22 protein-coding genes and 1 pseudogene are annotated in these 20,877 nt (G+C 51.4%); 6 read left to right on the top strand and 17 right to left on the bottom strand.

Features of this window, described 5'->3' with window-relative positions; all coding sequences use genetic code 11:
• The first annotated feature begins 23 nt into the window (after positions 1–23).
• Both ACMVME_RS18660 and ACMVME_RS18655 read left to right on the top strand, forming a co-directional pair.
• Positions 24–164 (top strand): hypothetical protein, encoded by a 141-nt coding sequence (locus ACMVME_RS18660; protein WP_175392644.1) that lies wholly within the window; start codon positions 24–26, stop codon positions 162–164.
• A 20-nt stretch (positions 165–184) separates the two neighbouring features.
• Complete coding sequence (locus tag ACMVME_RS18655; RefSeq protein ID WP_032680493.1) at positions 185–1,015, top strand: MurR/RpiR family transcriptional regulator; 831 nt, start codon at positions 185–187, stop codon at positions 1,013–1,015.
• Positions 1,016–1,073: 58 nt separating this feature from the next.
• Here ACMVME_RS18655 and guaA read toward each other — a convergent pair whose 3' ends face one another.
• Together guaA and guaB are read right to left on the bottom strand one after the other, a co-directional pair.
• Entirely contained in the window at positions 1,074–2,651 is a 1,578-nt protein-coding gene (gene guaA / locus ACMVME_RS18650) for a glutamine-hydrolyzing GMP synthase (RefSeq protein WP_068794866.1), read from the bottom strand.
• 67 nt (positions 2,652–2,718) lie between these two features.
• On the bottom strand, positions 2,719–4,185 hold the full coding sequence (guaB, locus tag ACMVME_RS18645; protein WP_020883040.1) for an IMP dehydrogenase: 1,467 nt from the start codon (positions 4,183–4,185) through the stop codon (positions 2,719–2,721).
• Positions 4,186–4,347: 162 nt separating this feature from the next.
• Between guaB and xseA the strand changes: the two genes are divergently transcribed.
• The 3 genes from xseA (at position 4,348) to ACMVME_RS18630 (ending at position 7,164) form a co-directional block, all read left to right on the top strand.
• On the top strand, positions 4,348–5,721 hold the full coding sequence (gene xseA / locus ACMVME_RS18640) for an exodeoxyribonuclease VII large subunit (protein ID WP_014171156.1): 1,374 nt from the start codon (positions 4,348–4,350) through the stop codon (positions 5,719–5,721).
• 72 nt (positions 5,722–5,793) lie between these two features.
• Positions 5,794–6,813, top strand: coding sequence for a M4 family metallopeptidase (locus ACMVME_RS18635; protein ID WP_414743473.1), 1,020 nt, complete (start codon positions 5,794–5,796; stop codon positions 6,811–6,813).
• Positions 6,814–7,164 (top strand): protealysin inhibitor emfourin, encoded by a 351-nt coding sequence (locus ACMVME_RS18630; protein WP_068794867.1) that lies wholly within the window; start codon positions 6,814–6,816, stop codon positions 7,162–7,164.
• Here ACMVME_RS18630 and ACMVME_RS18625 read toward each other — a convergent pair.
• From ACMVME_RS18625 to ACMVME_RS18615, 3 genes are all read right to left on the bottom strand, one after another.
• The gene (locus ACMVME_RS18625) at positions 7,161–7,382 is read right to left on the bottom strand and encodes a zinc ribbon domain-containing protein (protein ID WP_025203470.1); all 222 of its coding nucleotides are present in this window, start codon (positions 7,380–7,382) and stop codon (positions 7,161–7,163) included. The genes ACMVME_RS18630 and ACMVME_RS18625 overlap by 4 nt on opposite strands.
• Before the next feature lie 52 nt (positions 7,383–7,434).
• Entirely contained in the window at positions 7,435–8,469 is a 1,035-nt protein-coding gene (locus ACMVME_RS18620; protein WP_414743472.1) for a Gfo/Idh/MocA family oxidoreductase, read from the bottom strand.
• Positions 8,470–8,534: 65 nt separating this feature from the next.
• Positions 8,535–10,076 (bottom strand): peptide MFS transporter, encoded by a 1,542-nt coding sequence (locus ACMVME_RS18615; protein ID WP_068794869.1) that lies wholly within the window; start codon positions 10,074–10,076, stop codon positions 8,535–8,537.
• Between the two features lie 546 nt (positions 10,077–10,622).
• Between ACMVME_RS18615 and ACMVME_RS18610 the strand changes: the two genes are divergently transcribed.
• A complete protein-coding gene (locus ACMVME_RS18610) occupies positions 10,623–11,525 on the top strand; it encodes a restriction endonuclease (RefSeq protein WP_214598051.1) in 903 nt (300 codons plus the stop codon).
• 69 nt (positions 11,526–11,594) lie between these two features.
• Here the strand turns inward: ACMVME_RS18610 and ACMVME_RS18605 are convergent, their stop codons facing one another.
• The 12 genes and pseudogenes from ACMVME_RS18605 to ACMVME_RS18550 form a co-directional block, all read right to left on the bottom strand.
• Complete coding sequence (locus ACMVME_RS18605; protein WP_395522611.1) at positions 11,595–12,887, bottom strand: hypothetical protein; 1,293 nt, start codon at positions 12,885–12,887, stop codon at positions 11,595–11,597.
• A 674-nt stretch (positions 12,888–13,561) separates the two neighbouring features.
• Entirely contained in the window at positions 13,562–14,071 is a 510-nt protein-coding gene (locus tag ACMVME_RS18600; protein WP_414743471.1) for a DNA-binding protein, read from the bottom strand.
• 35 nt (positions 14,072–14,106) lie between these two features.
• Positions 14,107–14,892 (bottom strand): hypothetical protein, encoded by a 786-nt coding sequence (locus tag ACMVME_RS18595; protein ID WP_414743470.1) that lies wholly within the window; start codon positions 14,890–14,892, stop codon positions 14,107–14,109.
• Complete coding sequence (locus tag ACMVME_RS18590; protein ID WP_014830800.1) at positions 14,889–15,062, bottom strand: hypothetical protein; 174 nt, start codon at positions 15,060–15,062, stop codon at positions 14,889–14,891. Before ACMVME_RS18590 ends, ACMVME_RS18595 begins: the two co-directional genes overlap by 4 nt.
• A 413-nt stretch (positions 15,063–15,475) precedes the next feature.
• Positions 15,476–17,239 carry a primase-like DNA-binding domain-containing protein gene (locus ACMVME_RS18585; RefSeq protein ID WP_414743469.1) on the bottom strand — a complete coding sequence of 588 codons (1,764 nt, stop codon included), beginning with the start codon at positions 17,237–17,239 and terminating at the stop codon, positions 15,476–15,478.
• Positions 17,236–17,550 (bottom strand): DUF4222 domain-containing protein, encoded by a 315-nt coding sequence (locus ACMVME_RS18580; RefSeq protein ID WP_414743468.1) that lies wholly within the window; start codon positions 17,548–17,550, stop codon positions 17,236–17,238. The genes ACMVME_RS18585 and ACMVME_RS18580 overlap by 4 nt, the downstream gene beginning before the upstream one ends.
• A gap of 10 nt (positions 17,551–17,560) precedes the next feature.
• Positions 17,561–17,764, bottom strand: coding sequence for a hypothetical protein (locus ACMVME_RS18575; RefSeq protein WP_020686326.1), 204 nt, complete (start codon positions 17,762–17,764; stop codon positions 17,561–17,563).
• A 115-nt stretch (positions 17,765–17,879) separates the two neighbouring features.
• Positions 17,880–18,755: an integrase gene (locus tag ACMVME_RS18570; RefSeq protein WP_414743478.1), complete on the bottom strand. Its 876-nt coding sequence runs from the start codon at positions 18,753–18,755 to the stop codon at positions 17,880–17,882.
• Positions 18,748–18,993 carry a host cell division inhibitor Icd-like protein gene (locus ACMVME_RS18565; protein ID WP_020802552.1) on the bottom strand — a complete coding sequence of 82 codons (246 nt, stop codon included), beginning with the start codon at positions 18,991–18,993 and terminating at the stop codon, positions 18,748–18,750. Before ACMVME_RS18565 ends, ACMVME_RS18570 begins: the two co-directional genes overlap by 8 nt.
• A 47-nt stretch (positions 18,994–19,040) precedes the next feature.
• A pseudogene (locus ACMVME_RS18560) lies at positions 19,041–19,352 on the bottom strand (ash family protein); the annotation flags it as partial.
• Positions 19,353–19,432: 80 nt separating this feature from the next.
• Complete coding sequence (locus ACMVME_RS18555; RefSeq protein WP_414743467.1) at positions 19,433–20,059, bottom strand: Bro-N domain-containing protein; 627 nt, start codon at positions 20,057–20,059, stop codon at positions 19,433–19,435.
• A gap of 40 nt (positions 20,060–20,099) precedes the next feature.
• Positions 20,100–20,315, bottom strand: a complete 216-nt coding sequence (locus ACMVME_RS18550) for a helix-turn-helix transcriptional regulator (protein ID WP_214598057.1) — start codon at positions 20,313–20,315, stop codon at positions 20,100–20,102.
• Positions 20,316–20,877: the final 562 nt, after the last annotated feature.

Genomic DNA, 20,877 nt, shown 5'->3' with positions numbered 1-20,877 from the left:
ATTGTGATCAAGGATGGATTTTTATGTTAACAGCCACCATCACCGGTGCAGCCAGCGCTATTAAGGCATTTCAGGCGTTGAAAAGCGTGAAGCTTCTGTTTCATTTTCGAGGCCAGATGGACGGCCGGCATTTAAAAGACGCGGTTTTGCGTTTAGAATCATAAAACTATGCATAGGGGGTAAAATGACCACAGCAACCAGCCTGAATGAGCTGCAGCAGCAAATCCGCGATCGCTACGATAGCCTGAGCAAGAGGCTGCAGCAGGTCTCCCGCTATGTGCTGGATAATACCAACAGCGTGGCCTTTGATACGGTCGCCGTCATTGCCGAGCGTGCCGATGTGCCGCCGTCAACGCTGATCCGTTTTGCCAATGCTTTTGACTTCACCGGCTTCAACGAGATGAAACAGCTGTTTCGCATGAACCTGGTGGAAGAGACCGCCAGCTACAGTGACCGCGCCCGGCTGTTTCGCGAAATGGAAAGTCAGGCCGTCCCGGAAACTCCGCTTGATATTTTGCAGGAGTTCGCCCGTTCAAATGCGCAGGCCCTCCAGCAGCTGGCTGCCCGCGCCGAGCCGGAGATGCTGGAGCGCGCCGTGCAGTTGCTGGCCGAAGCCGACACAATCTATATCGCCGGGTTACGCCGCTCGTTTAGCGTCGCCGCCTATCTGACCTACGCCCTGAGCCACCTGGAGTGCCGCCCTATTCTGCTCGACGGTATGGGGGGGATGCTGCGTGAGCAGATCAACCGCATCAAGGCGCAGGATATTGTGGTATCGATCAGCTTCTCGCCGTATGCGGAAGAGACGGTGATGGTCAGCGAAACCGCCGCCAGCGTCGGCGCGCGGCAGATTGTGATCACCGACAGCCAGATAAGCCCGCTGGCCACCTTCAGCGATCTCTGTTTTGTGGTGAAAGAGGCGCAGGTAGATGCGTTTCGCTCGCAGTCGGCGACGCTGTGCCTCGTGCAGTCGCTGGTGGTAGCGCTGGCATATCGGCTGGGCAGTGGGAAGTAACGGAGAATAAAAAAACCCCCTGCGCAAGCAGAGGGTTTGGGGTGATATCAGGGGAAAATCATTCCCACTCAATTGTAGCCGGTGGCTTACCGCTGATGTCATACACCACGCGGGAGATACCGTTCACTTCGTTGATAATGCGGTTAGAGACGCGGCCCAGGAAGTCGTACGGCAGGTGCGCCCAGTGCGCGGTCATGAAGTCGATGGTTTCCACCGCACGCAGGGAAACAACCCAGTCGTACTTACGGCCATCGCCCATCACGCCGACAGAGCGCACCGGCAGGAACACGGTGAACGCCTGGCTCACTTTGTTGTACAGGTCAGCTTTGTGCAGCTCTTCAATGAAGATAGCGTCCGCGCGACGCAGCAGGTCGCAGTACTCTTTCTTCACTTCGCCCAGCACACGCACGCCCAGACCTGGACCCGGGAACGGGTGACGGTAGAGCATGTCGTATGGCAGACCCAGTTCCAGGCCGATCTTACGTACTTCATCTTTGAACAGCTCACGCAGCGGTTCAACCAGGCTCATCTTCATCTCTTTCGGCAGGCCGCCCACGTTGTGGTGAGATTTGATGACGTGTGCTTTACCGGTTGCGGAAGCCGCAGATTCAATCACGTCAGGGTAGATGGTGCCCTGCGCCAGCCATTTAACGTCTTCCAGCTTCAGCGCTTCTTCGTCGAACACTTCAACGAAGACGCGACCGATGATTTTACGTTTCGCTTCCGGATCGTTCTCGCCGGCCAGCGCGTCGAGGAAGCGCTTCTCGCCTTCCACGTGAATGATGTTCAGACCGAAGTGGTCGCCGAACATATCCATAACCTGCTGCGCTTCGTTCAGACGCAGCAGACCGTTGTCCACGAATACACAGGTCAGGTTTTTGCCGATTGCGCGGTGCAGCAGCATCGCGGTGACAGAGGAGTCAACACCGCCGGACAGGCCGAGGATCACTTTGTCATTGCCAACCTGCTGGCGGATACGCTCAACGGCGTCGTCGATGATTTTTGCTGGCGTCCACAGTGCTTCACACTGGCAAATATCACGCACGAAGCGTTCCAGCATGCGCATACCCTGACGGGTGTGGGTCACTTCCGGGTGGAACTGCACACCGTAGAAGCGTTTTTCTTCGTTCGCCATAATCGCAAACGGGCAGTTATCGGTGCTGGCAACGGTCACAAAGTCAGACGGGATGGCGGTGACTTTGTCGCCGTGGCTCATCCACACGTCCAGCAGCGGTTTGCCGTCTGCGGTCAGGGAGTCTTCGATACCGCGAACCAGCGCGCTGTCGGTGACGACTTCAACCTGCGCGTAGCCAAACTCACGCTCGTTAGACCCTTCTACGTGGCCGCCCAGCTGCATGGCCATGGTCTGCATACCGTAGCAAACGCCGAATACCGGCACGCCCGCTTCAAACACGTACTGCGGTGCGCGTGGGCTGTTCTCTTCGGTGGTGCTTTCCGGGCCGCCGGACAGGATGATGCCGCTTGGATTGAATTCGCGAATCTGTGCTTCCGTGACATCCCATGCCCACAGTTCACAGTAAACGCCCAGTTCACGCACGCGACGTGCAACCAGTTGAGTGTACTGAGAACCAAAGTCCAGGATGAGAATGCGATGTTTATGAATGTTTTCCGTCATTGACGCTAATTCCGAGGCAAGTGAAACAAATACAGAGCGCCCGGCATGAGCCGGGCGCGGAAATTTATCAGGAGCCCAGACGGTAGTTCGGGGACTCTTTGGTGATCGTCACGTCGTGAACGTGGCTCTCCTGGATACCCGCACCGCTGATGCGTACGAATTCCGCTTTAGTACGCAGCAGGTCGATGGTACCACAGCCGGTCAGACCCATACAGGAGCGCAGGCCGCCCATCTGCTGGTGAATGATCTCTTTCAGGCGGCCTTTATAGGCAACGCGGCCTTCAATACCTTCCGGTACCAGTTTGTCAGCGGCGTTATCGCTCTGGAAGTAACGGTCGGAAGAGCCTTTGGACATCGCGCCCAGGGAGCCCATACCACGGTATGATTTGTAAGAACGGCCCTGGTAGAGTTCGATTTCGCCCGGAGATTCTTCAGTACCGGCCAGCATGGAGCCAACCATGACGGCTGCAGCACCTGCAGCGATCGCTTTCGCGATGTCGCCAGAGAAGCGGATACCGCCGTCAGCGATAACCGGAATACCGGTGCCTTCCAGCGCTTCAACCGCGTCGGATACCGCGGTGATCTGCGGAACGCCTACGCCAGTCACGATACGGGTGGTACAAATAGAGCCAGGACCGATACCGACTTTCACCGCGCTGCAGCCTGCTTCAGCCAGTGCGCGAGCGCCTGCACCCGTTGCAACGTTACCGCCGATGATCTGCAGGTCTGGGTATTTCGCACGGGTTTCACGAATACGTTGCAGAACGCCTTCGGAGTGGCCGTGAGAGGAGTCAATCAGCAGTACGTCAACACCCGCAGCTACCAGCGCGTCAACACGCTCTTCGTTACCTGCACCCGCGCCAACGGCAGCACCTACGCGCAGACGGCCATGCTCGTCTTTACAGGCGTTAGGTTTACGTTCTGCTTTCTGGAAATCTTTAACGGTGATCATGCCCAGCAGGTGGAAGTTCGCGTCCACAACCAGTGCTTTCTCAACGCGCTTCTCGTGCATTTTAGCCAGCACGACGTCACGGGTTTCGCCTTCACGGACGGTTACCAGACGCTCTTTCGGGGTCATGTATACGCTGACAGGCTGGTTCAGGTCAGTCACGAAACGCACGTCACGGCCGGTGATGATGCCCACCAGTTCGTTATCTTCGGTGACAACCGGGTAACCGGCGAAACCGTTACGTTCGGTCAGGGCTTTCACTTCGTGCAGGGTGGTGGTTGGCAGAACGGTCTGTGGGTCAGACACGATGCCGGATTCATGTTTCTTCACGCGGCGAACTTCTTCAGCCTGACGCTCGATAGACATGTTTTTATGAATAAAGCCGATGCCACCTTCCTGTGCCAGGGCGATAGCCAGGCGCGCTTCAGTCACGGTGTCCATTGCCGCAGAGAGCATAGGAATGTTCAGGCGAATCGTTTTCGTCAACTGCGTGCTGAGATCGGCAGTATTCGGCAGAACGGTGGAATGAGCGGGAACGAGGAGGACGTCGTCAAACGTCAGTGCTTCTTTAGCGATACGTAGCATGGGCAATATCTCTGACCTGGTGGGTGGTTAAATATTGCCGTGGCATTATACAGAGCGTAACCGATTGCATCCACACTTTTTTATAAAAAAACCTTGCACTCCCCTCTCAGCAGGTTACTATCGACTGAATAACTTGCTGATTTAGAATTTGATCCCGCTCACATGTTATCCACTCAATCCCCCTCAATTTTTACTGTCAGCCGCCTTAATCAGACGGTTCGTTTGCTGCTTGAGCAGGAAATGGGGCAGGTCTGGATCAGCGGTGAAATTTCTAACTTCACGCAGCCTTCATCTGGTCACTGGTACTTCACATTAAAAGACGACACCGCTCAGGTGCGCTGTGCAATGTTCCGCAACAGCAACCGCCGCGTGACGTTTCGCCCTCAGCATGGTCAGCAGGTTCTGGTTCGCGCCAATATCACCCTGTATGAGCCGCGCGGCGATTATCAAATCATCGTCGAAAGTATGCAGCCTGCGGGCGAAGGTGTGTTGCAGCAGAAGTACGAGCAGCTAAAAGACAAACTCTCGCAAGAGGGTCTGTTCGATCAGCAGTTCAAAAAACCGCTCCCCTCACCTGCCCACTGCGTTGGGGTGATTACGTCAAAAACCGGGGCGGCACTGCACGATATTCTTCATGTCCTCAAACGCCGCGACCCGTCCCTGCCCGTTATCATCTACCCGACCGCTGTTCAGGGTGATGACGCACCGGGTCAGATTGTCCGCGCCATTGAACTTGCAAACGCACGTCAGGAGTGCGACGTGCTGATTGTCGGGCGTGGCGGCGGTTCGCTGGAAGACCTGTGGAGCTTTAACGACGAACGTGTGGCACGGGCCATTTTCGCAAGCCAGATCCCAGTCGTCAGCGCCGTCGGCCACGAAACGGACGTAACGATAGCTGATTTTGTGGCGGATTTACGCGCGCCAACGCCCTCCGCAGCCGCGGAAGTGGTGAGCCGCAATCAGCTGGAGCTGTTGCGTCAGCTGCAGAATGGTCAGCAGCGTCTGGAAATGGCGATGGACTATTTCCTGGCCAATCGGACGCGCCGGTTTACCCAGCTTCATCATCGCCTGCAACAGCAGCACCCGCAATTGCGGCTGGCCCGTCAGCAAACCGTGCTGGAGCGTCTGCGTCAGCGAATGAACGTCGCGCTGGATATTCAGCTCAAGCGCGCGGTCTCGCGCCAGCAGCGTATTACTCAGCGCCTGAACCAGCAGAACCCACAGCCGAAGATTTATCGCGCGCAAACGCGTATCCAACAGCTTGAGTATCGACTGGCAGACACTATCCGCGCACGTCTTAGCACCACACGTGAACGCTTTGGCAACGCGGTCACCCACCTCGAGGCGGTCAGCCCGCTCTCGACGCTGGCACGAGGCTATAGCGTAACGACCGCCACCGACGGTAAAGTGCTGAAGCAAACGAAGCAGGTGAAAGCCGGAGATGTTCTCACCACCCGTCTGTCAGACGGCTGGGTGGAGAGCGAAGTGAAAGAGATTAAACCGGTGAAAAAAACGCGCCAGCGAAAAACCGGATAATTCTTCGTCGGTTACAAACTATACTGCTGCTATTCCCTTTTATCTGGCCTTGCCCGAACTAAGGAGAGCAGCATGTCTTATCTTCACAGCGTCATTCCCCCCTATATTCTTCGTCGCATTATCGAAAGTGGTTCTGAGCCGCAGCAGCGCTGCGCCCGTCAGACGTTAACGCATGTGCAAACGCTCATGGCGCATATGCCGGGCAAACCCGCCGCGCCGCACGTCAATAAAGCCGGTCAACTGGAGCGTGATATTTACGATGCCAGACAGACGCAGGAGCTGCCGGGTACTCAGGTGCGTTATGAGGGCCAGCCGTCAAATGGCGATGTGGCGGTTGATGAAGCCTACAATTATTTGGGGGTCACCCATGATTTCTTCTGGAAAATGTATCAGCGCGATTCGCTTGATAATAAAGGCCTCATCCTGACCGGTACCGTGCACTATGGCCGGGAATATCAGAACGCCTTCTGGAATGGTCAGCAGATGGTCTTTGGTGATGGCGACGGCGAAATATTTAACCGCTTTACCATTGCCATTGACGTCGTGGCCCACGAGCTAAGCCACGGTGTCACCGAGACCGAAGCCGGGCTTATCTATTTTGAGCAGTCTGGCGCGCTGAATGAATCATTGTCAGATGTGTTTGGCTCGCTGGTCAAACAGTACCACCTCAAACAGACCGCCGATGAAGCCGACTGGCTGATTGGTGAGGGGCTGCTGGCAGACGGTATTAACGGCAAAGGGCTGCGCTCCATGTCAGCGCCCGGCACCGCCTATGACGATCCTCTGCTCGGTAAAGACCCGCAGCCTGGGCACATGAAAGACTTTATCAAAACGCGCGAAGACAACGGCGGCGTACACCTGAATTCAGGTATTCCCAACCGGGCGTTTTATCTGGCCGCGAAGGCGATTGGGGGTTATGCCTGGGAAAAAGCGGGATATGCCTGGTACGACACAGTTTGCGACCGTCACCTGGCGCAAGATGCCGATTTTGAGGCCTTCGCAAAACTGACGGTTGCCCACGGCGAGAAACGGTCCGGTGGCGACGTGGCGGCTGCGATAAAACAAGCCTGGGAACAGGTGGGAGTGCTGTAAATGCAGGTTCCGGAACTCACAGACGACGCCGTCGTTGAGCTGGCCCGGGAAGGCGGCGTCGCTTTTATCCCTAAGCTAAGCGGCCAACGCACCATTACGCTTTCGTCACTCAATGAGGCCCAGCGTCAGCGCGTGGTAAGCATCCTGGAGCAGGCAATTCCACGCGGCCAGCCGCCGGGTGAACCCTCCTCGCCGGGGAGTGGCGATCAGCGTTATTTTCGTATCCAGATAATCTGGACTCAGCACAATCAGGCCCAGTACACCGATATGATTGTGCTGGTGCCTGAGCAGGAAGCCCCTGAGTCGCTGGTCGAGCTGTGGCAGAAAGGCGAAGGCTGCGTGTGTGATTAAGCTTCAGCCGGGACAAACTCCACGCGCTTTTTCGAAATCAGGCCGTGGCCGTTCTGGCAGAAGTAATCCACCGCACCGCAGGCTTTTAAGACCTGGAGTGGCTGATGACACTCCGGGCAGCGGGCTTCGAGCGCGATATCCTTATCGCAGTGCTCACAGTGGGCGACGCCATTTTGCACTTCAAGCTCTGCGTGGCAATCCGGGCAGGTAATCGACATGATGACTCCTTTGCTGGGCATTCTGTAATACGTTGATATTAACACGCAGCACTCAGTGCGGGCCACGCAGCTGTTGCTGTAAGGTCAGCAGCAGTTCTACTTCCGCCATTCGACGGCGTGTCGTCCGGCTCACTTCTTCCGGGTCACATTCGAACAGACTTTTCTGCCCCAGAATGCGCTCTGCCAGGCAGTGCATATAAATCGTGCCTGGAATATGCCAGCGCTGAACCCGATCGCCGTCCGTCAGCACGAGCACATCTTCTGCTCCGTGACGATCGTGGCTTATGACGCGCCCGTCATGCAGATACAGCCGTAACCCTTTTTGCCCGCCTGACGGTCCCGCATATTTGTTGAGCCAAATCTCCACCGGAATGCCACTAAGCTGCCCGCGAAGATGAACGCTGCCCTCTGCCGTGGTGAGATCGCCCTGTTTGATCTCACGCCCAAGCCGGTCAGTAGCGGCCACCACCTGCAGCGTCATATCATCCCCGCCCCCCAGATAACGCACCGTTTCACGCAGCATCGCCAGCACATGCGTGCCGATGTCCAGGATAACGCCGTCAGGATGGCGAAGCGTGCGGGTGTCCACTTCACCCGTGGCGAAGTTAAGCGCGACAGGTTCTCCTTTTGCGTTAAACCCGCTCGGTTCCTGCAAAAAACCGTCAATTTTGGCGATATCTGCAAAAGTCCCGATCAGCCCAAGCTGAACCGTTGCGAGGCGCGCCATCCAGTGGTCAAGTGCGAGCACACGGAACGCCGCACCGGGCAACGCCAGCAGCCTGTTCAGTTTTTCGAGCTGCGCGAGCGTGGCGACGATGGGTTTTTCAACCACGATCCGCGCCGCAGGAGACGCCAGGGCGTGCTCCAGCACCTCAAGATGCTGCAGAGAAGCCGTGGTAATAAACAGGGTATCAAGAGGATGCGAGAGAAGTTCGGTGAGAGAGGCGCAGCGCGTCACGCCTTCAGGGTGTCTGCCAGGCTGAACATCAAACCCCAGGCAGTGCAGTGAATCGCCATACAGATTGTGTAGTGCGGGTAAGTACGCGGTTTCCACCACCGCGCCAAGACCAACAAACCCTAACAGCATATTCTACCTCGTCGAGTAAATTACCGGGGCAAACGCCTGCCCCGGTATTGACGAGCGAGGCGTTATCAGGCGTTAGCGGCCGGTTTAGTCTGCGCATTTTCCAGCATGCGACGTACCGGAACAATGAGGACGATCAGCACCGCGGCACAAATCAGCAGCGCGATGGAGCAACGTGCGAAGAGATCCGGCAGCATATCCAGCTGGTCGGCCTTAACGTGACCGCCAATCAGACCTGCCGCCAGGTTGCCCAGCGCACTTGCGCAGAACCACAGGCCCATCATCTGCCCACGCATTCTTTCCGGTGCCAGCAGCGTCATGGTCGCCAGACCAATCGGGCTCAGGCACAGTTCCCCCAGCGTCAGCATCAGAATGCTGCCCACCAGCCAGAATGGCGACACGCCCGCGCCACCGTTATTCAGTACGTTCTGCGCAGCCAGCATCATCAGACCAAAGCCTGCGGCGGCACACAAAATACCAATAACAAACTTGGTGATACTGCTCGGACGAATGTTCATGCTGGCAAGTTTCGGCCAGGCCCAGCTGAATACCGGTGCCAGCAGGATGATGAACAGGGCGTTAATCGACTGGAACCATACTGCCGGGATTTCGAAATCACCGATCATGCGGTTAGTGTAGTCGTTGGCAAAGAGGTTGAATGACGTTGGCTTCTGCTCGAAGGCGGACCAGAAGAACGCGGCGGAGACCAGCAGAATAAAACAGACCAGAAGTCTGGCACGCTCTTTACGATTCAGGCCCGCAAAAAGGAACAGGTAGATAAAGTAGAAGGCAACGGACGCCGCAATCACGTAAACCAGCACGCTGGCTACCGCAACCGGGTTAATCACAATCACACCCTGCGCGATCAGCGTAACGATAACCGCCACACCCACAGCCAGCGCCAGCAACCATGCGCCCACGCCGTTTCTTTTCACCACCGGGCTGTTCCAGGTCGAGTCCAGCCCCACTTCGCTGTCATAGCGTTTCATTGCCGGAACGGCAAACACGCGGAAGATGATCAGGGCAACCAGCATCCCGATGCCACCAATGCCGAAGCCCCAGTGCCAGCCGTGAGATTTAATCAGCCAGCCAGAAATCAGCGGCGCGATAAACGAGCCCATGTTGATGCCCATGTAGAACAGCGAGAAACCGCCGTCACGACGCGCATCGCCTTTTTTATACAGCGTCCCCACCATGACCGAGATACAGGTCTTAAACAGACCAGAACCGAGCACGATGAACATCAGGCCGATAAAGAACAGGTTATCGCCCATGATGGCCGAGAGCGCAATCGACAGGTGGCCGAGCGCAATCAGGATGGATCCGTACCAGACGGCTTTCTGCTGGCCGAGCCAGTTATCCGCCAGCCAGCCACCCGGCAGTGCGGCCAGGTACATGGTGCCGGCAAAGATGCCCACAATTGCCGACGCGTTTTCACGTGCCAGCCCCATCCCGCCGTCATACACGGTGGCGGCCATAAACAGGATCAGTAATGGGCGAATGCCGTAAAACGAGAAACGTTCCCACATCTCGGTAAAGAACAGCGAACCGAGCGGATAAGGGTGGCCGAAGAACGTTCGGCTTTCTTTTTGATTAACAGAGGATTGCATAATTCTCCCAGGAAGGTATGTGTCGTGCTTGTAAACACCAGCATGTACGCCGGCCAGTTACGTATCTGACCGATTTTTTACATGCGGCGAAAAGTTAGTTAACCATTTGATAACCAGTCGCTAGTTTTGTCTAGTACCGGACCCTGGACTTTAAGATGAAAATTCGATGATTGTCTACTTTCTTAGATTTAAACTTGGTTAAAAGTGAATAGTGATTGACATCACACAGAGAGGACTGGCGGTATGAGCGGGCGAAAAAAAGCCCGCGATCAACGCGGGCTTCAGAAAGAACGGCAAAGCTTATTTGCTTTTCTTAATGTGAAAGGTCATTCTAACCATAATATACTGTTATTAAATGTATTTTTATAACAAGACTCACGTATGTGTACACCCTTGGGTACACAAAAATTACACCCGGCAGCTTTATTGAGATCTAATTGACCGAAAACATGAACTGAACCATGCCCACAAAGCCTCAATAAAAAAATACTTATAAAAATACTAAATGATATTGTTGAGCATCTAAACAGAACGGAGCTGTCTGCAATGGCTACTAAAGAAAAAATCCCCGACTGGAAAGCCCTTGAACAACTTGTTGTCATGATACAGAAGCAACTTTCGCCAGGAGCCGTCGTGAAACACAACGTTATGCTCGATGGCTATAGAAGCGAAGTCAAAAGGCAGATAGATGTTCTTGTTGAACAAAGCATTGGTCAGTATAAGATGCGTATTATAATTGATTGCAAAGATTGGGCACATCCAATAGATATAAAAGGAGTCGAAGAATTTCATGGGTTGATGCTTGATGTAAATGCACATAAAGGTGCATTAGTTTGCCCTGCAGGATTTACGAAAGCAGCCCTAAAATGTGCTCAAAAACTTCAAATTGACTTATATCGCCCAGTCTCCACAGGAGATCATAAATGGAAAGCTGAAGTTACCGCACCCATAATATGTGATTTCAGAGACACATTTATGAGTTTCAGATTAAAATACACTTCACCAAAACCGTTCCGTATAAGTGAGCAACTACAGAACATTGAGATATTTAATTCTAAAGACGAGCCATTAGGAACGCTAATTGAAATAGCATTAGAGCATTGGAATAATGGATATTTACCAAGCGAGCCAGGAGAACATCGAGGTCTAGATATTTTCAAGAATGAGCGAATTAGAATTAATAATGGATACGGCGAAAAAGTAGAAGTGGCAATCGACCTTAATTTAGCAGTCAGTAAAGCTTTATATTTAGGGCATTTACCAATAGAAGATATTCATGGATTGCAAGATGTAAACACAGGGAATGTTGTAGCTAATGCTTTTACACTAGGTGGGCTTAACCCTCATAACATAAGACATAATTGGGAGAAGGTTATAAGTGAAGAGTCGCTTCCTTTTGAACCTCTCTTAAAAGTGATAGGTTATAATTGCTCAGGGATTTACCAATAAAAATAATATGTTGTTCATATAATGGGCATTCAATAAATGGAATGCCCGATAATTACTGCAATCAAGTTATCAAACTGACACACTATACTTACGAAAAACCATGACAATTTTAAATAAAATAGTTGATGAAAAAACCTTAAAAAACAAACTATGCATAGGATTTAAAATGATGGTTTTACCCATGATTGATGCTTCAAGCTTGTGCGTTGGATCAATAACATATGCACTAAGAGCCATTAATTGTTCAATGGACTCATAATAACCTAAAAAGTATAAAGAAAAAGGAATCCCAATTACAAGTATCAATAGCGGCCTAAATAAACTTGTGCCATGCAAGGATATTAGCGAAGATAGTTTAAGTACAAGCCAGTTCGATAATGTAGCAACAAAACCGGAGAATTTATTTTTATAGTTCAATTTATCTATAATTGGCAAATGCCTCTCCCTTGCGACACCTATAAGGTCACACAACACAGTTAGAAAATAATTTAAGAATAACACCAACTTGCAACTCAGTATCGACAGAGTAGTATCGTATTCTTTTCTCCTGAAAAAGTAAAAATTATCAGTATCTTTGTTTTTTTGACTTATGCTCTTTAACTGTCTATAAATGGCTTGCTTTTGATCCTGTTCTAAATAAGGTGTTTTTCGAGCACTTGAATGATTAACTTCTATATCAAACGGCCAACTCACTCCTTCTGTTAATAAGTCATCTAACCTACAATTTATAAAACTAACTTCAGTTTTGGTAAGATCACAATTAGAAATAACAAAACAACTTAGAAGAGATTGATGTAACACTAAGCTTTTTATCGACGCAAACTCAGCATTTTTCAATATAAATTGAGAGCTTTTATTATCAGATGCATTGGCAAAGATAAGCTTATCGTATATAGATGAATTTTGTAGGTCTATACTTACATTTTTCATCACACTTTGTCTGACATTAAAGTAAAGCGAACCTATTTTAAATTCAGAGTTAAGGTTAATGAATTTAAAATTACCATCAAAATTCAAGTCTTTACACGTCGTCCTTATTAAGAAGATTGAAATTTCTTCCTTTGATATAAAAGTAACATCATCACTAACATTTACTTCATCCATAAAAACATCGCTCGCAAAGCCATTGTATTTTATTGAGTTTGCGGATATGCAAGTAAAATCTAGCCGTTTAGCCCTTGCTTCTGCTAGAAAATAAATTACACCAAAGTTACTTGGTTGAAATGTCTCAGGGTATGGCACACGACTGAAAAGAGGTGCTGAATTAAAAAGGACTCTACCATAGCTTCCTGAAATTTTCACACTTTGAAAAGAGTTACCATACTCAAAACGCAATTCAGTATTTTCATTATATGATTGCATAAGCAACTCATTATTACATGAACATCCCACAATAAACACATTCATTATCTGCCTAGGAAAATGCAACTCCTCTAGCAATATTCTACAATTAGATATTATTAAATTAGATTGTATAGTTAAACCAGCAAAAACATCATCCGCAGAATTTATTGTCTTACCGTCTATTAAAAAACAGTTCCTCATTTTTTAGTTCTCATTAAATCATTAATTAATTTCTTATTTAGCAAATGCGACAGAAGGAAGCAACTGTAACTTAGAGCGCGTTCTGCTAAAAAATCCCCTTTGGCGCTGCCGGTGGGTGACAACTTTTGACAACTCAATCTGAACGCCAGCGTCCGGGCAAACCAGAACAGCGATCTGAAAGAGGCTCGAGGATGGATCCAAAGGGGGAGTGCTTAACACCTCCCCTTCACGAGTTCGTGTACCTGAAGTTTTCTGAAGCGGCAGCGGCTGACACTTTCCTGGTGAGGCATAACAAACCATAACAGGCTGACACCTGCCCTGCTTCGCATCAGGATTAACAAAAGCTAACAGCCAAGGCTCAACAAATCTCAACGCCAGCCCTTTACACTTCTGCTGTAGCTGCTGTTCGTAGGCGTCAGGATCCGTTAGGTTGGGTTGACACTTTTCCCAGTTTCTCGCGAAAAAGTGTCAAGTTTGAGGGGCTGGGGGGTTTACAGTTTTTCGCCGTCCAGCAGGCAGAGTGACATTAAACCATTTTTGTTCCAGTCATCCAGCGTATCGGGGTGCATTGTGGCAACGTAAGCCAGCTCAGAACGAAGAAACCGTAAAGCGCCTGCTGTACGGTCTTTGCTATAGAAGCTGTGGGTTTCTTCATCCGGCCGGAAGAGAATCAGCAATTGTTCATCGGGCTCGTGCTGAACATCAAAACCCAGCTCAGAGGCTGCGGCATCTATTCGCTGAGCAGCATCAATATCAGCCGGTAGCTCTTTCCCACCGTCATGCTTCCATACCCATGCTGCGGCCTGGGCCCACGTCAGTGCATTGTGATGCTCACCAGCACCAGCACCAGCACCAGCACCAGCAGAATTTTGTTTAGCCTGCGATGCTTCGAGATCCACTTTATCGCCTGAAATTACAATTTCACCGCGGGCTATCCAGCCGTAAACAGTTTGCCGGCTGACGCCCATATGCCTGGCGTAGGCTGATTTACTTAACAGCATCGTGATGTTTCCCTCCGGGCAGAAAAAAGCCGCCCTCAGGCGGCCTGCTTCTCTTCTGAATGTGTCTGCCGCTGGCTGCCTTTGAGCATCGCGCTGACATGTTCGCTTAACTGATCAAGGCCGGTCATGCGGGGCAGAACTTCTGAGGGATCGTCGTTCTTCCCGTACACGAGATTGTTATACCAGGTTCGGACAGCTGTAATTTGTGCGACGTCTTTCCTTACCGCATCGACCAGCTCGGCAACCGCGCTAATCACCTGCTCGTTCTCCGATGCGATACGGGAGAAGCCTAAACGTTTTAGCTGTTCCGTATCGAGTCCAGAACACACAGCGTGCGCCCTTAGTAAAGCGTCCGCCAGCTCCTGATGCTTTCCACTGTGCATCGACAGCAGCATTTTTTCCTGGCTGCGGCGATCCAGTCGGGCGAATGCCTGGCGCATTTCACTGTCACGCATGAATCCCTGAACATCATCAGATGCCAGTGGATTAACCGGAGCGAGCTTGTTCTTCAGGTAATCGAGAATGTTTGCGGCCTGCTCGCTTACGGCTGCGACGCCGCGGGTAAAGTCTTTGAGCGTGTCCGGGTTCCGGGCTTCACCTGCCCTGCGGTTTTTTGCCTGTTCGTTCAGATCCGGATCGTTGCGGATAACGTCCAGCAAATCCGCCTCAGCTTCGGCCTGCTGCGCCGTTGTCCTCAGGCTGGTGAGTTCACCCGCCATGCCCCGGAACAAAGCGGCCATCTTAGTATTTGGCGCAACAACCTTACCGGCATAACCCGACAGCTCGATACTGTGTTTCCCTATTTTGATTGAGTAGCTCACTGGCCAGCCTCCATTTTTGACAGCCCTGCATCAAATACTTTGCGCGCAACAGCATGGATTGACGGCGCGATCCCCATGCCCGACTTCTGGCGTTCCCTCTCCTGAATGGTTTTCAGGGCCTGAATCTGCTCACCGTTCAGCAGAACGGGCTTAACGTTAACCTTGCTCATGATGCCTCCTGTAATAGCAACCGTTAAAATTCCATTAATCGCAACAATCGAATAATCAATTGCGATTTATGAAACGATGTTAATGAAATTGCAGGGGTGTACAACGCGAAAAGAGCGGATGCGTTTTAAAGAATTTGCCCTCAAGGTGTTCATGGTGTTCATAAAGGCGATAAATTAAAGACAAAACAATAAATTAACCTATGAATACCGGTCTACATACAGGGGTTATAAGTGTTCATGGTGTTCATATTTCTGTTTACTTTATGAGCACAGAGTTAAAGTGACCTATGAACACTATGAATACCCTATGAATACCTTACACAAAGGTGTTCATAGTCAATCTTATTGATTTAATTGAACTTTAACCAATCAATGAACACTATGAACACCTTTCGCCATATTTAGCTAAACATTCATCTTTTTTCCTCAGCTAACGGGTGCGCTTGCGGCAGCCAGTCCTCCGCACTCTCTGAAAGTTCAACGTTCGTCACCACGCCGCGGGTCTTTCTCTCCTTGCGGTACTCGTGATTAAACTCCCGCATGGCGCTTTCCATTCCCTCAGAGAATTTATTCAGCGTCAGCGGCTTCTCGAAACCGTTCGCCTCAAGAAACTTCAGATAAGCGTGATAGAGGTACATGCGGGGGCGATGAGGCGGGTTACGGTTACCCACCAGCATTCCCACACAATCAGCCAGACGCTCCAGATGCGCGCAGAAGGCATATAGCGGATCCGTTTTCTGCTTTACCTCCAGTGCTTCTTCGCTGTTCCGTTGCTCCAGCAGCAGCGCCCGCGCTTTTTCCGGATCCGCAAAGTTCGCCAGCAGCCGGCGAACAACCACCGGAATTTCAGCGGATATCTTTTCTGCCAGGTCGGGATCCTTATCCTCTTCGCTGACGCGCCGGTTAAACTGGAAAATTACGCGGCGCCGGGAAACGCCGCCGGCACGTTCGGTGAAAATCATCGGCGTGTTGTTCGTGGCCACAACCACCGCCCGCAGAACGGCGGTGTACTGGTGCTCGTGTTTCGGGTCGATCTCCACCGCATCCCCGCCGGTGATTGCCTTTATCCCGGTGCCCTCTCCAGAATATTTGGGCTGATCAGGAAGCGTTATCATGCTTTTCCCGACGAACTGCGCCCGCCCACGCGCGCTGTCGAGCGCCGCCATGTTCCCGCTGGCGGTGTTATGCGCGCCGGCCAGCATCGTGGCGATATGGGTAAAGACACTTTTCCCGCTGCCGCCCTCACCGGTTATCTCAAGGAACAACTGCCAGTCGTACCGGTTCGCCAGCACCATAAAGAGCGCTGCAGCGATGCGCTGCATCTTAATTGCGTCTCTATCTGATGCGTAACTTAGCCACTTATGGAAGTTCGGCGCGTGGTCGCGGAGGTTTTCGCCCGGCACCGCCGGCGTGTAGGTCACGCCGTTATGGTTGGTCAGCCAGTTATCCTGGCTGTGTTCGGAGAAAACGCCGGTTTCCATATCGTAGACGCCATTAGCAAAGGGGATCAGGCTGCGCCGCGGCTCCCCCATTACCGGGATAACAATTTTCAGGGCGTCGATAACGTTGTTGATCGCGCGCTTGCTGAAGTTGGTTTTGTTCTCGTTGTAGATAGCCACCATTTCGCGGCTCAGCTCGAGCAGAGACGTTTTCTCCCAGATGCCGGCGCGGTAGACGTACACGCCCTCGCTGTTTTCGTTGATTGCAATGCCGGTGTAACGCGCGGCCAGTATGAGCGCCTTTTCGTTATCAGCCAGGTCGCGGAGGTTTACATCCGTCAGGGGTTTGCCGATCACCATGCTTTTGCCGGCTTCCGCATCGGCTTTGAGGCGCGGCAGCTGCGGCGTCCAGTCCTCCAGAAGCTGATAACCTTCAGAATAGAATTGCGCACGCTCCACGCCGGCTACCGCCAGCTTTGTGGCGAGAATGGTTATCTGCCGTTCGGTCAGATGCCCGCTGCGGCAAACCCGGGCATAGAGCCGGCCATCATCCACAATCCGGATATTCTCCAGCTCCGCCAGCTGCTTTTTATCCAGCACGACCGGCGGCACGGTGTCACCGATCGGGTTCATTTCCTGCCATGCTTTGGCGAACGTCCAGGCATCGGCGCCGGCAAAGATAATTGACTCCTCCATGAGATCCGCCGGCTGCTTTTTAAGGTTTGGTGCATTCTTCATTTTCTGTTCCCTCGCTCCCTGATGATTTCCCGCATAACCCGAATTCGTTCGATGCCCTGCACCCGCATAATTCGATCGATATCTTGTTCGCCTGCGACCGGCGCGGAAGATACAAATTCAAATTCCCGCGCCAGTCTTTCTGGCGTGCAAAAACACGGTGAGCTGTACCCCTCGCGGCAATATGTCACTCTGTCGAATCGGTAACTTTCGATAATTACGATGTTGCCCCGACTGTCCTTCCATTTATCGCCCGGCCTGATTTCAGGGTGAGCGCGGCCACCAGCAGCTAAGCCGGAATTTTTAATCGTCATATTTTTTACCTCACGCCGCTGGCGGGATTACCTGATAACCAATTTTCCTCAGAAAGCGCGCGGCACTCTCCACCGTAAAAATGATCTCGTCGTCCATAAGGGGGCGCATCGACTGAAGACCATTTGACGTGTCCACCAGATAGCGGCCGCCGGCCGGGAAACTGAAAACGTTTTTGCCGTCGGCCCGGCGAACCAGATCGTAAACAGGAGTCATAATTTCACCTCCCCGTCCCTTAATGACTGGCTGGCAAAACAATATCGCGCACTATTTAATTGCTCAGATACGTGATCGGCAAAAACGCCGAGACGGTAAAATTGGATAACCATTTTCATACAGATACCTCCATGGCCAGACGGGATTGAATGGCGGAGGCTTTACTGCCTAACTGGAGGTAAGTTCGGGTGATTGCCGGGTTACTGTGCCCGAGCATTTCAGAGGCGACCAGCAAACCCTGTTCGCCCCCGGCGGACATGAGATTAAAGGCGGCAATCTTGCGGCTGGAATAGGCACTCAGGCGCAGACGCGTGTTTACCACTCGGGTAAACCACACCATTACGTTGTGCAGTTTCTTCCAGATCGTCTGGCGGCTCACGCTACCTTCCAGAGACTGGCAACGGTTACTTTCAATCTGGCTGCGGGAAAATACCAGGTCGTCCCCGATAAGATTGCGCTCCATGCGTTCACGCAGCCGCTTGATAATGCCCGGCGGCAGCTGTTTGGTATCGTGCTTAACTTCAGCCTTTGCCACCAGCTCAAACACGATCGCCTGTTCTTCTTCCGTCATGCCGGCGGCCAGTTCGTCGCAGTTCACGCTATCCCAGTGCATGTAGGCAATGTGATCGCCAGCAAGCCGGGCAGCGTCCTTACGCTGCTGGCGAACAATCTCGATCCCCTTACGGGTCGCTCTGGCTTCCGCTGCTTTGGTCTGCTTCGCTACGATGATTGTGGCAATGCCGGTTTCCCAGTTGATGCATGAGTAACGGAAGTTGCACACGTCGCTGGTACGCCAGCCGGTAACGGTCGCAATATCCCACCAGAGTAAAACCCAGTCCGGCTGAGTCTGCTGGATGCGTTCGCGCAGTTTGCGCTGCTCTTCCCGTTCGTAAACGGGGGTCATGGTGCGGCTACCTTTCGTAGTAGTGGCTTTTACCACGTTGCCGCGCAGCTCGCGGGCTTTAGCTGTCAGGGTCTGGAGGTTAAACATGGCTACCTCCCAATTTCGCAACATCCAGTTCAAACGCGCCGCTGCTGTATTGATAAAGCGAACATTCAGAGCGAATTTTGGCGGCAAAGATAAGATCCCAGCGGGAATAAAACTCGCGGGCTTCTTGCTCACTGTCGGCAACGATGCGGATAACAACGGGAGTGCAGGTCCGGCCTTTCGGCGTACCGAGGAAAAGCCAGGTGAATTTGGGCAGTTTTTGGGTTGGGGTAGTAGCCATGTGGCAGCCTCCTTTTGCTTACTGGAGTCACCACCTGAGTTCTCACGCTCATAAAGGGTGGTGACACTGACGGGGGTGAGAATACCGGTGCAAAAGGATACCGGCCAGCCTTTCGGCTGCCCCGCCAGCGCCACCATAGATTCGATGCGGATCTTCCCCGCTGAATGAAGATGTACTGGCTTTACGACACAAAAAAAGACGCTATAGGCGTCTGGTATCGCCTTTTGCTTATCCGGGTTCTCACGCCCGACACCAGATTTTGCTGGTGCTTTTAAAGCATACCCTTCAGTTGAATAACAAGGCAAGGAGTTTTTAGGGTGAGCGAAGCCCTGCCCCAGACGGGCATAATTGTTCTTCATGGCATTAACCTTTTCGAATTGTTTAGTGAGCTGTCGCGACAAACTTATTTTGAGTGCTCTACATCGCAAGAGCACGCAAGTTATTCATGAACTCGATTTTTGTTTCCAACCGGAGCTGAGCGAACTTCAGTGAACGGCTCGTGAACATTTTCATCTAACAGCTCAGGCTGATACTTACGCCATAGTTGAATCTCCTCGCGTTCAAGAGCCTCTTTAGCACCCTTACATTGCTGCAACTTATAACCGCGTTTACTGGCCTCATGCTTATAGGCTGCCATACGCCGGCTAAAATCGTTCAGAAACACGAACGGCACGCCATAAGAGCCAGTTTTGCGGATTGAGGGAATCACCTCGCGAAATACCCAATTACTGAAACGATGGGCGAATGTGCCTGCCGTAGTAGCTTTGCGGCTACGGGCGATCAGTTTGTAAAAACCAGATTCAGAGACAGCACTATGATTTGGGTTTCCACGAATACCGTAAGTTAAAGTTACGGTATTTCTCTCGTCATCATCCAGAGCCTGCAACGCCATACGCGAATTGGATAATTCCAGCGCCGCGCAAACATCCTTTGCAACGAACCACGGTTCGCCATTGAGCTTAACAATGCGAACTTTTAGCCCCTCAAAATTGATAACGGAAATATCATCACTACAGTTTTCAGGGTGAGGGAAGCCCTGACCATTAAGGCCATTATTTGATTTCATACTGTTCCTCGAATCTAATTTACAGAAGTGAAGATCTGACTCAGTTAGCTTTGCGCCGCTCTTCCAGCCAGCGATTAATCTCAAGTGCATCAAAAGCAGTCACGTTGTCACTCAACTTGACGGGACGTGGCAAGATTCCTTTTTTGACCCAACGATCAATTGTGGGCATGGATACCCCAAGCAACGCAGGCATGCGGAAACGACGGATGTAACCTTCAGTAGGAATAGCTGAGTAAACTTCCTGTTTTTCCAACATTTTTATGCTCCTGTGATAGCTGGTTAGGTTAGATGAAGTTTAATGATTCCTTACGCAGCATTTCCAGCATAAATAGATTCTTTTGAAAGAAATTAGGTTTCTTTTGAAATAATCAATATCTTTTGAAAAACAAGGTGACCACCGGAAATTTGATCACTCTTATAAAACAGGACATTACAAGTCTTACGAACATGATGAGTTATCAACGTTTTACATCTTTTTGTAGGTCTAGGTATCTCTAGGTATCATTTTGTATGTATGCTCATCACATGTAACTCAATGGCTTACATTGACTGTTAATGACTGTTATTGGCCGTTATTGGCCGTTAATGCCCTGCTATGACTTGCAGTGAGGTTATATGAGAAGACTTAACGTACCAATGCATAACGTCGTATCACTCAACATCACTCAACGTCATCCAACAATATTCAATAACCCACAACATCATAAAACTGCACAAAACTGCGCGAAACTGCGTAAAAGTGCTCCAAGTAATACAGGGGACTAACCATGACATAAAAGGGGAAAGTGGATATCAAGGAGGAGATCAGGAAATGAATT

Source organism: Enterobacter cloacae complex sp. 2024EL-00711 (assembly GCF_047529885.1).
Lineage (GTDB): Bacteria > Pseudomonadota > Gammaproteobacteria > Enterobacterales > Enterobacteriaceae > Enterobacter > Enterobacter ludwigii.
This window is presented reverse-complemented; position numbering and strand designations above follow the sequence as displayed.

Coding starts and splice junctions, on each gene's coding strand:
- ACMVME_RS18660 (WP_175392644.1), top strand. CDS start 24: ATGTTAACAGCCACCATCACCGGTGCAGCCAGCGCTATTAAGGCATTT.
- ACMVME_RS18655 (WP_032680493.1), top strand. CDS start 185: ATGACCACAGCAACCAGCCTGAATGAGCTGCAGCAGCAAATCCGCGAT.
- guaA (WP_068794866.1), bottom strand. CDS start 2,651: ATGACGGAAAACATTCATAAACATCGCATTCTCATCCTGGACTTTGGT.
- guaB (WP_020883040.1), bottom strand. CDS start 4,185: ATGCTACGTATCGCTAAAGAAGCACTGACGTTTGACGACGTCCTCCTC.
- xseA (WP_014171156.1), top strand. CDS start 4,348: ATGTTATCCACTCAATCCCCCTCAATTTTTACTGTCAGCCGCCTTAAT.
- ACMVME_RS18635 (WP_414743473.1), top strand. CDS start 5,794: ATGTCTTATCTTCACAGCGTCATTCCCCCCTATATTCTTCGTCGCATT.
- ACMVME_RS18630 (WP_068794867.1), top strand. CDS start 6,814: ATGCAGGTTCCGGAACTCACAGACGACGCCGTCGTTGAGCTGGCCCGG.
- ACMVME_RS18625 (WP_025203470.1), bottom strand. CDS start 7,382: ATGTCGATTACCTGCCCGGATTGCCACGCAGAGCTTGAAGTGCAAAAT.
- ACMVME_RS18620 (WP_414743472.1), bottom strand. CDS start 8,469: ATGCTGTTAGGGTTTGTTGGTCTTGGCGCGGTGGTGGAAACCGCGTAC.
- ACMVME_RS18615 (WP_068794869.1), bottom strand. CDS start 10,076: ATGCAATCCTCTGTTAATCAAAAAGAAAGCCGAACGTTCTTCGGCCAC.
- ACMVME_RS18610 (WP_214598051.1), top strand. CDS start 10,623: ATGGCTACTAAAGAAAAAATCCCCGACTGGAAAGCCCTTGAACAACTT.
- ACMVME_RS18605 (WP_395522611.1), bottom strand. CDS start 12,887: ATGCAATCATATAATGAAAATACTGAATTGCGTTTTGAGTATGGTAAC.
- ACMVME_RS18600 (WP_414743471.1), bottom strand. CDS start 14,071: ATGCTGTTAAGTAAATCAGCCTACGCCAGGCATATGGGCGTCAGCCGG.
- ACMVME_RS18590 (WP_014830800.1), bottom strand. CDS start 15,062: ATGAGCAAGGTTAACGTTAAGCCCGTTCTGCTGAACGGTGAGCAGATT.
- ACMVME_RS18585 (WP_414743469.1), bottom strand. CDS start 17,239: ATGAAGAATGCACCAAACCTTAAAAAGCAGCCGGCGGATCTCATGGAG.
- ACMVME_RS18580 (WP_414743468.1), bottom strand. CDS start 17,550: ATGACGATTAAAAATTCCGGCTTAGCTGCTGGTGGCCGCGCTCACCCT.
- ACMVME_RS18575 (WP_020686326.1), bottom strand. CDS start 17,764: ATGACTCCTGTTTACGATCTGGTTCGCCGGGCCGACGGCAAAAACGTT.
- ACMVME_RS18570 (WP_414743478.1), bottom strand. CDS start 18,755: ATGTTTAACCTCCAGACCCTGACAGCTAAAGCCCGCGAGCTGCGCGGC.
- ACMVME_RS18565 (WP_020802552.1), bottom strand. CDS start 18,993: ATGGCTACTACCCCAACCCAAAAACTGCCCAAATTCACCTGGCTTTTC.
- ACMVME_RS18555 (WP_414743467.1), bottom strand. CDS start 20,059: ATGAAATCAAATAATGGCCTTAATGGTCAGGGCTTCCCTCACCCTGAA.
- ACMVME_RS18550 (WP_214598057.1), bottom strand. CDS start 20,315: ATGTTGGAAAAACAGGAAGTTTACTCAGCTATTCCTACTGAAGGTTAC.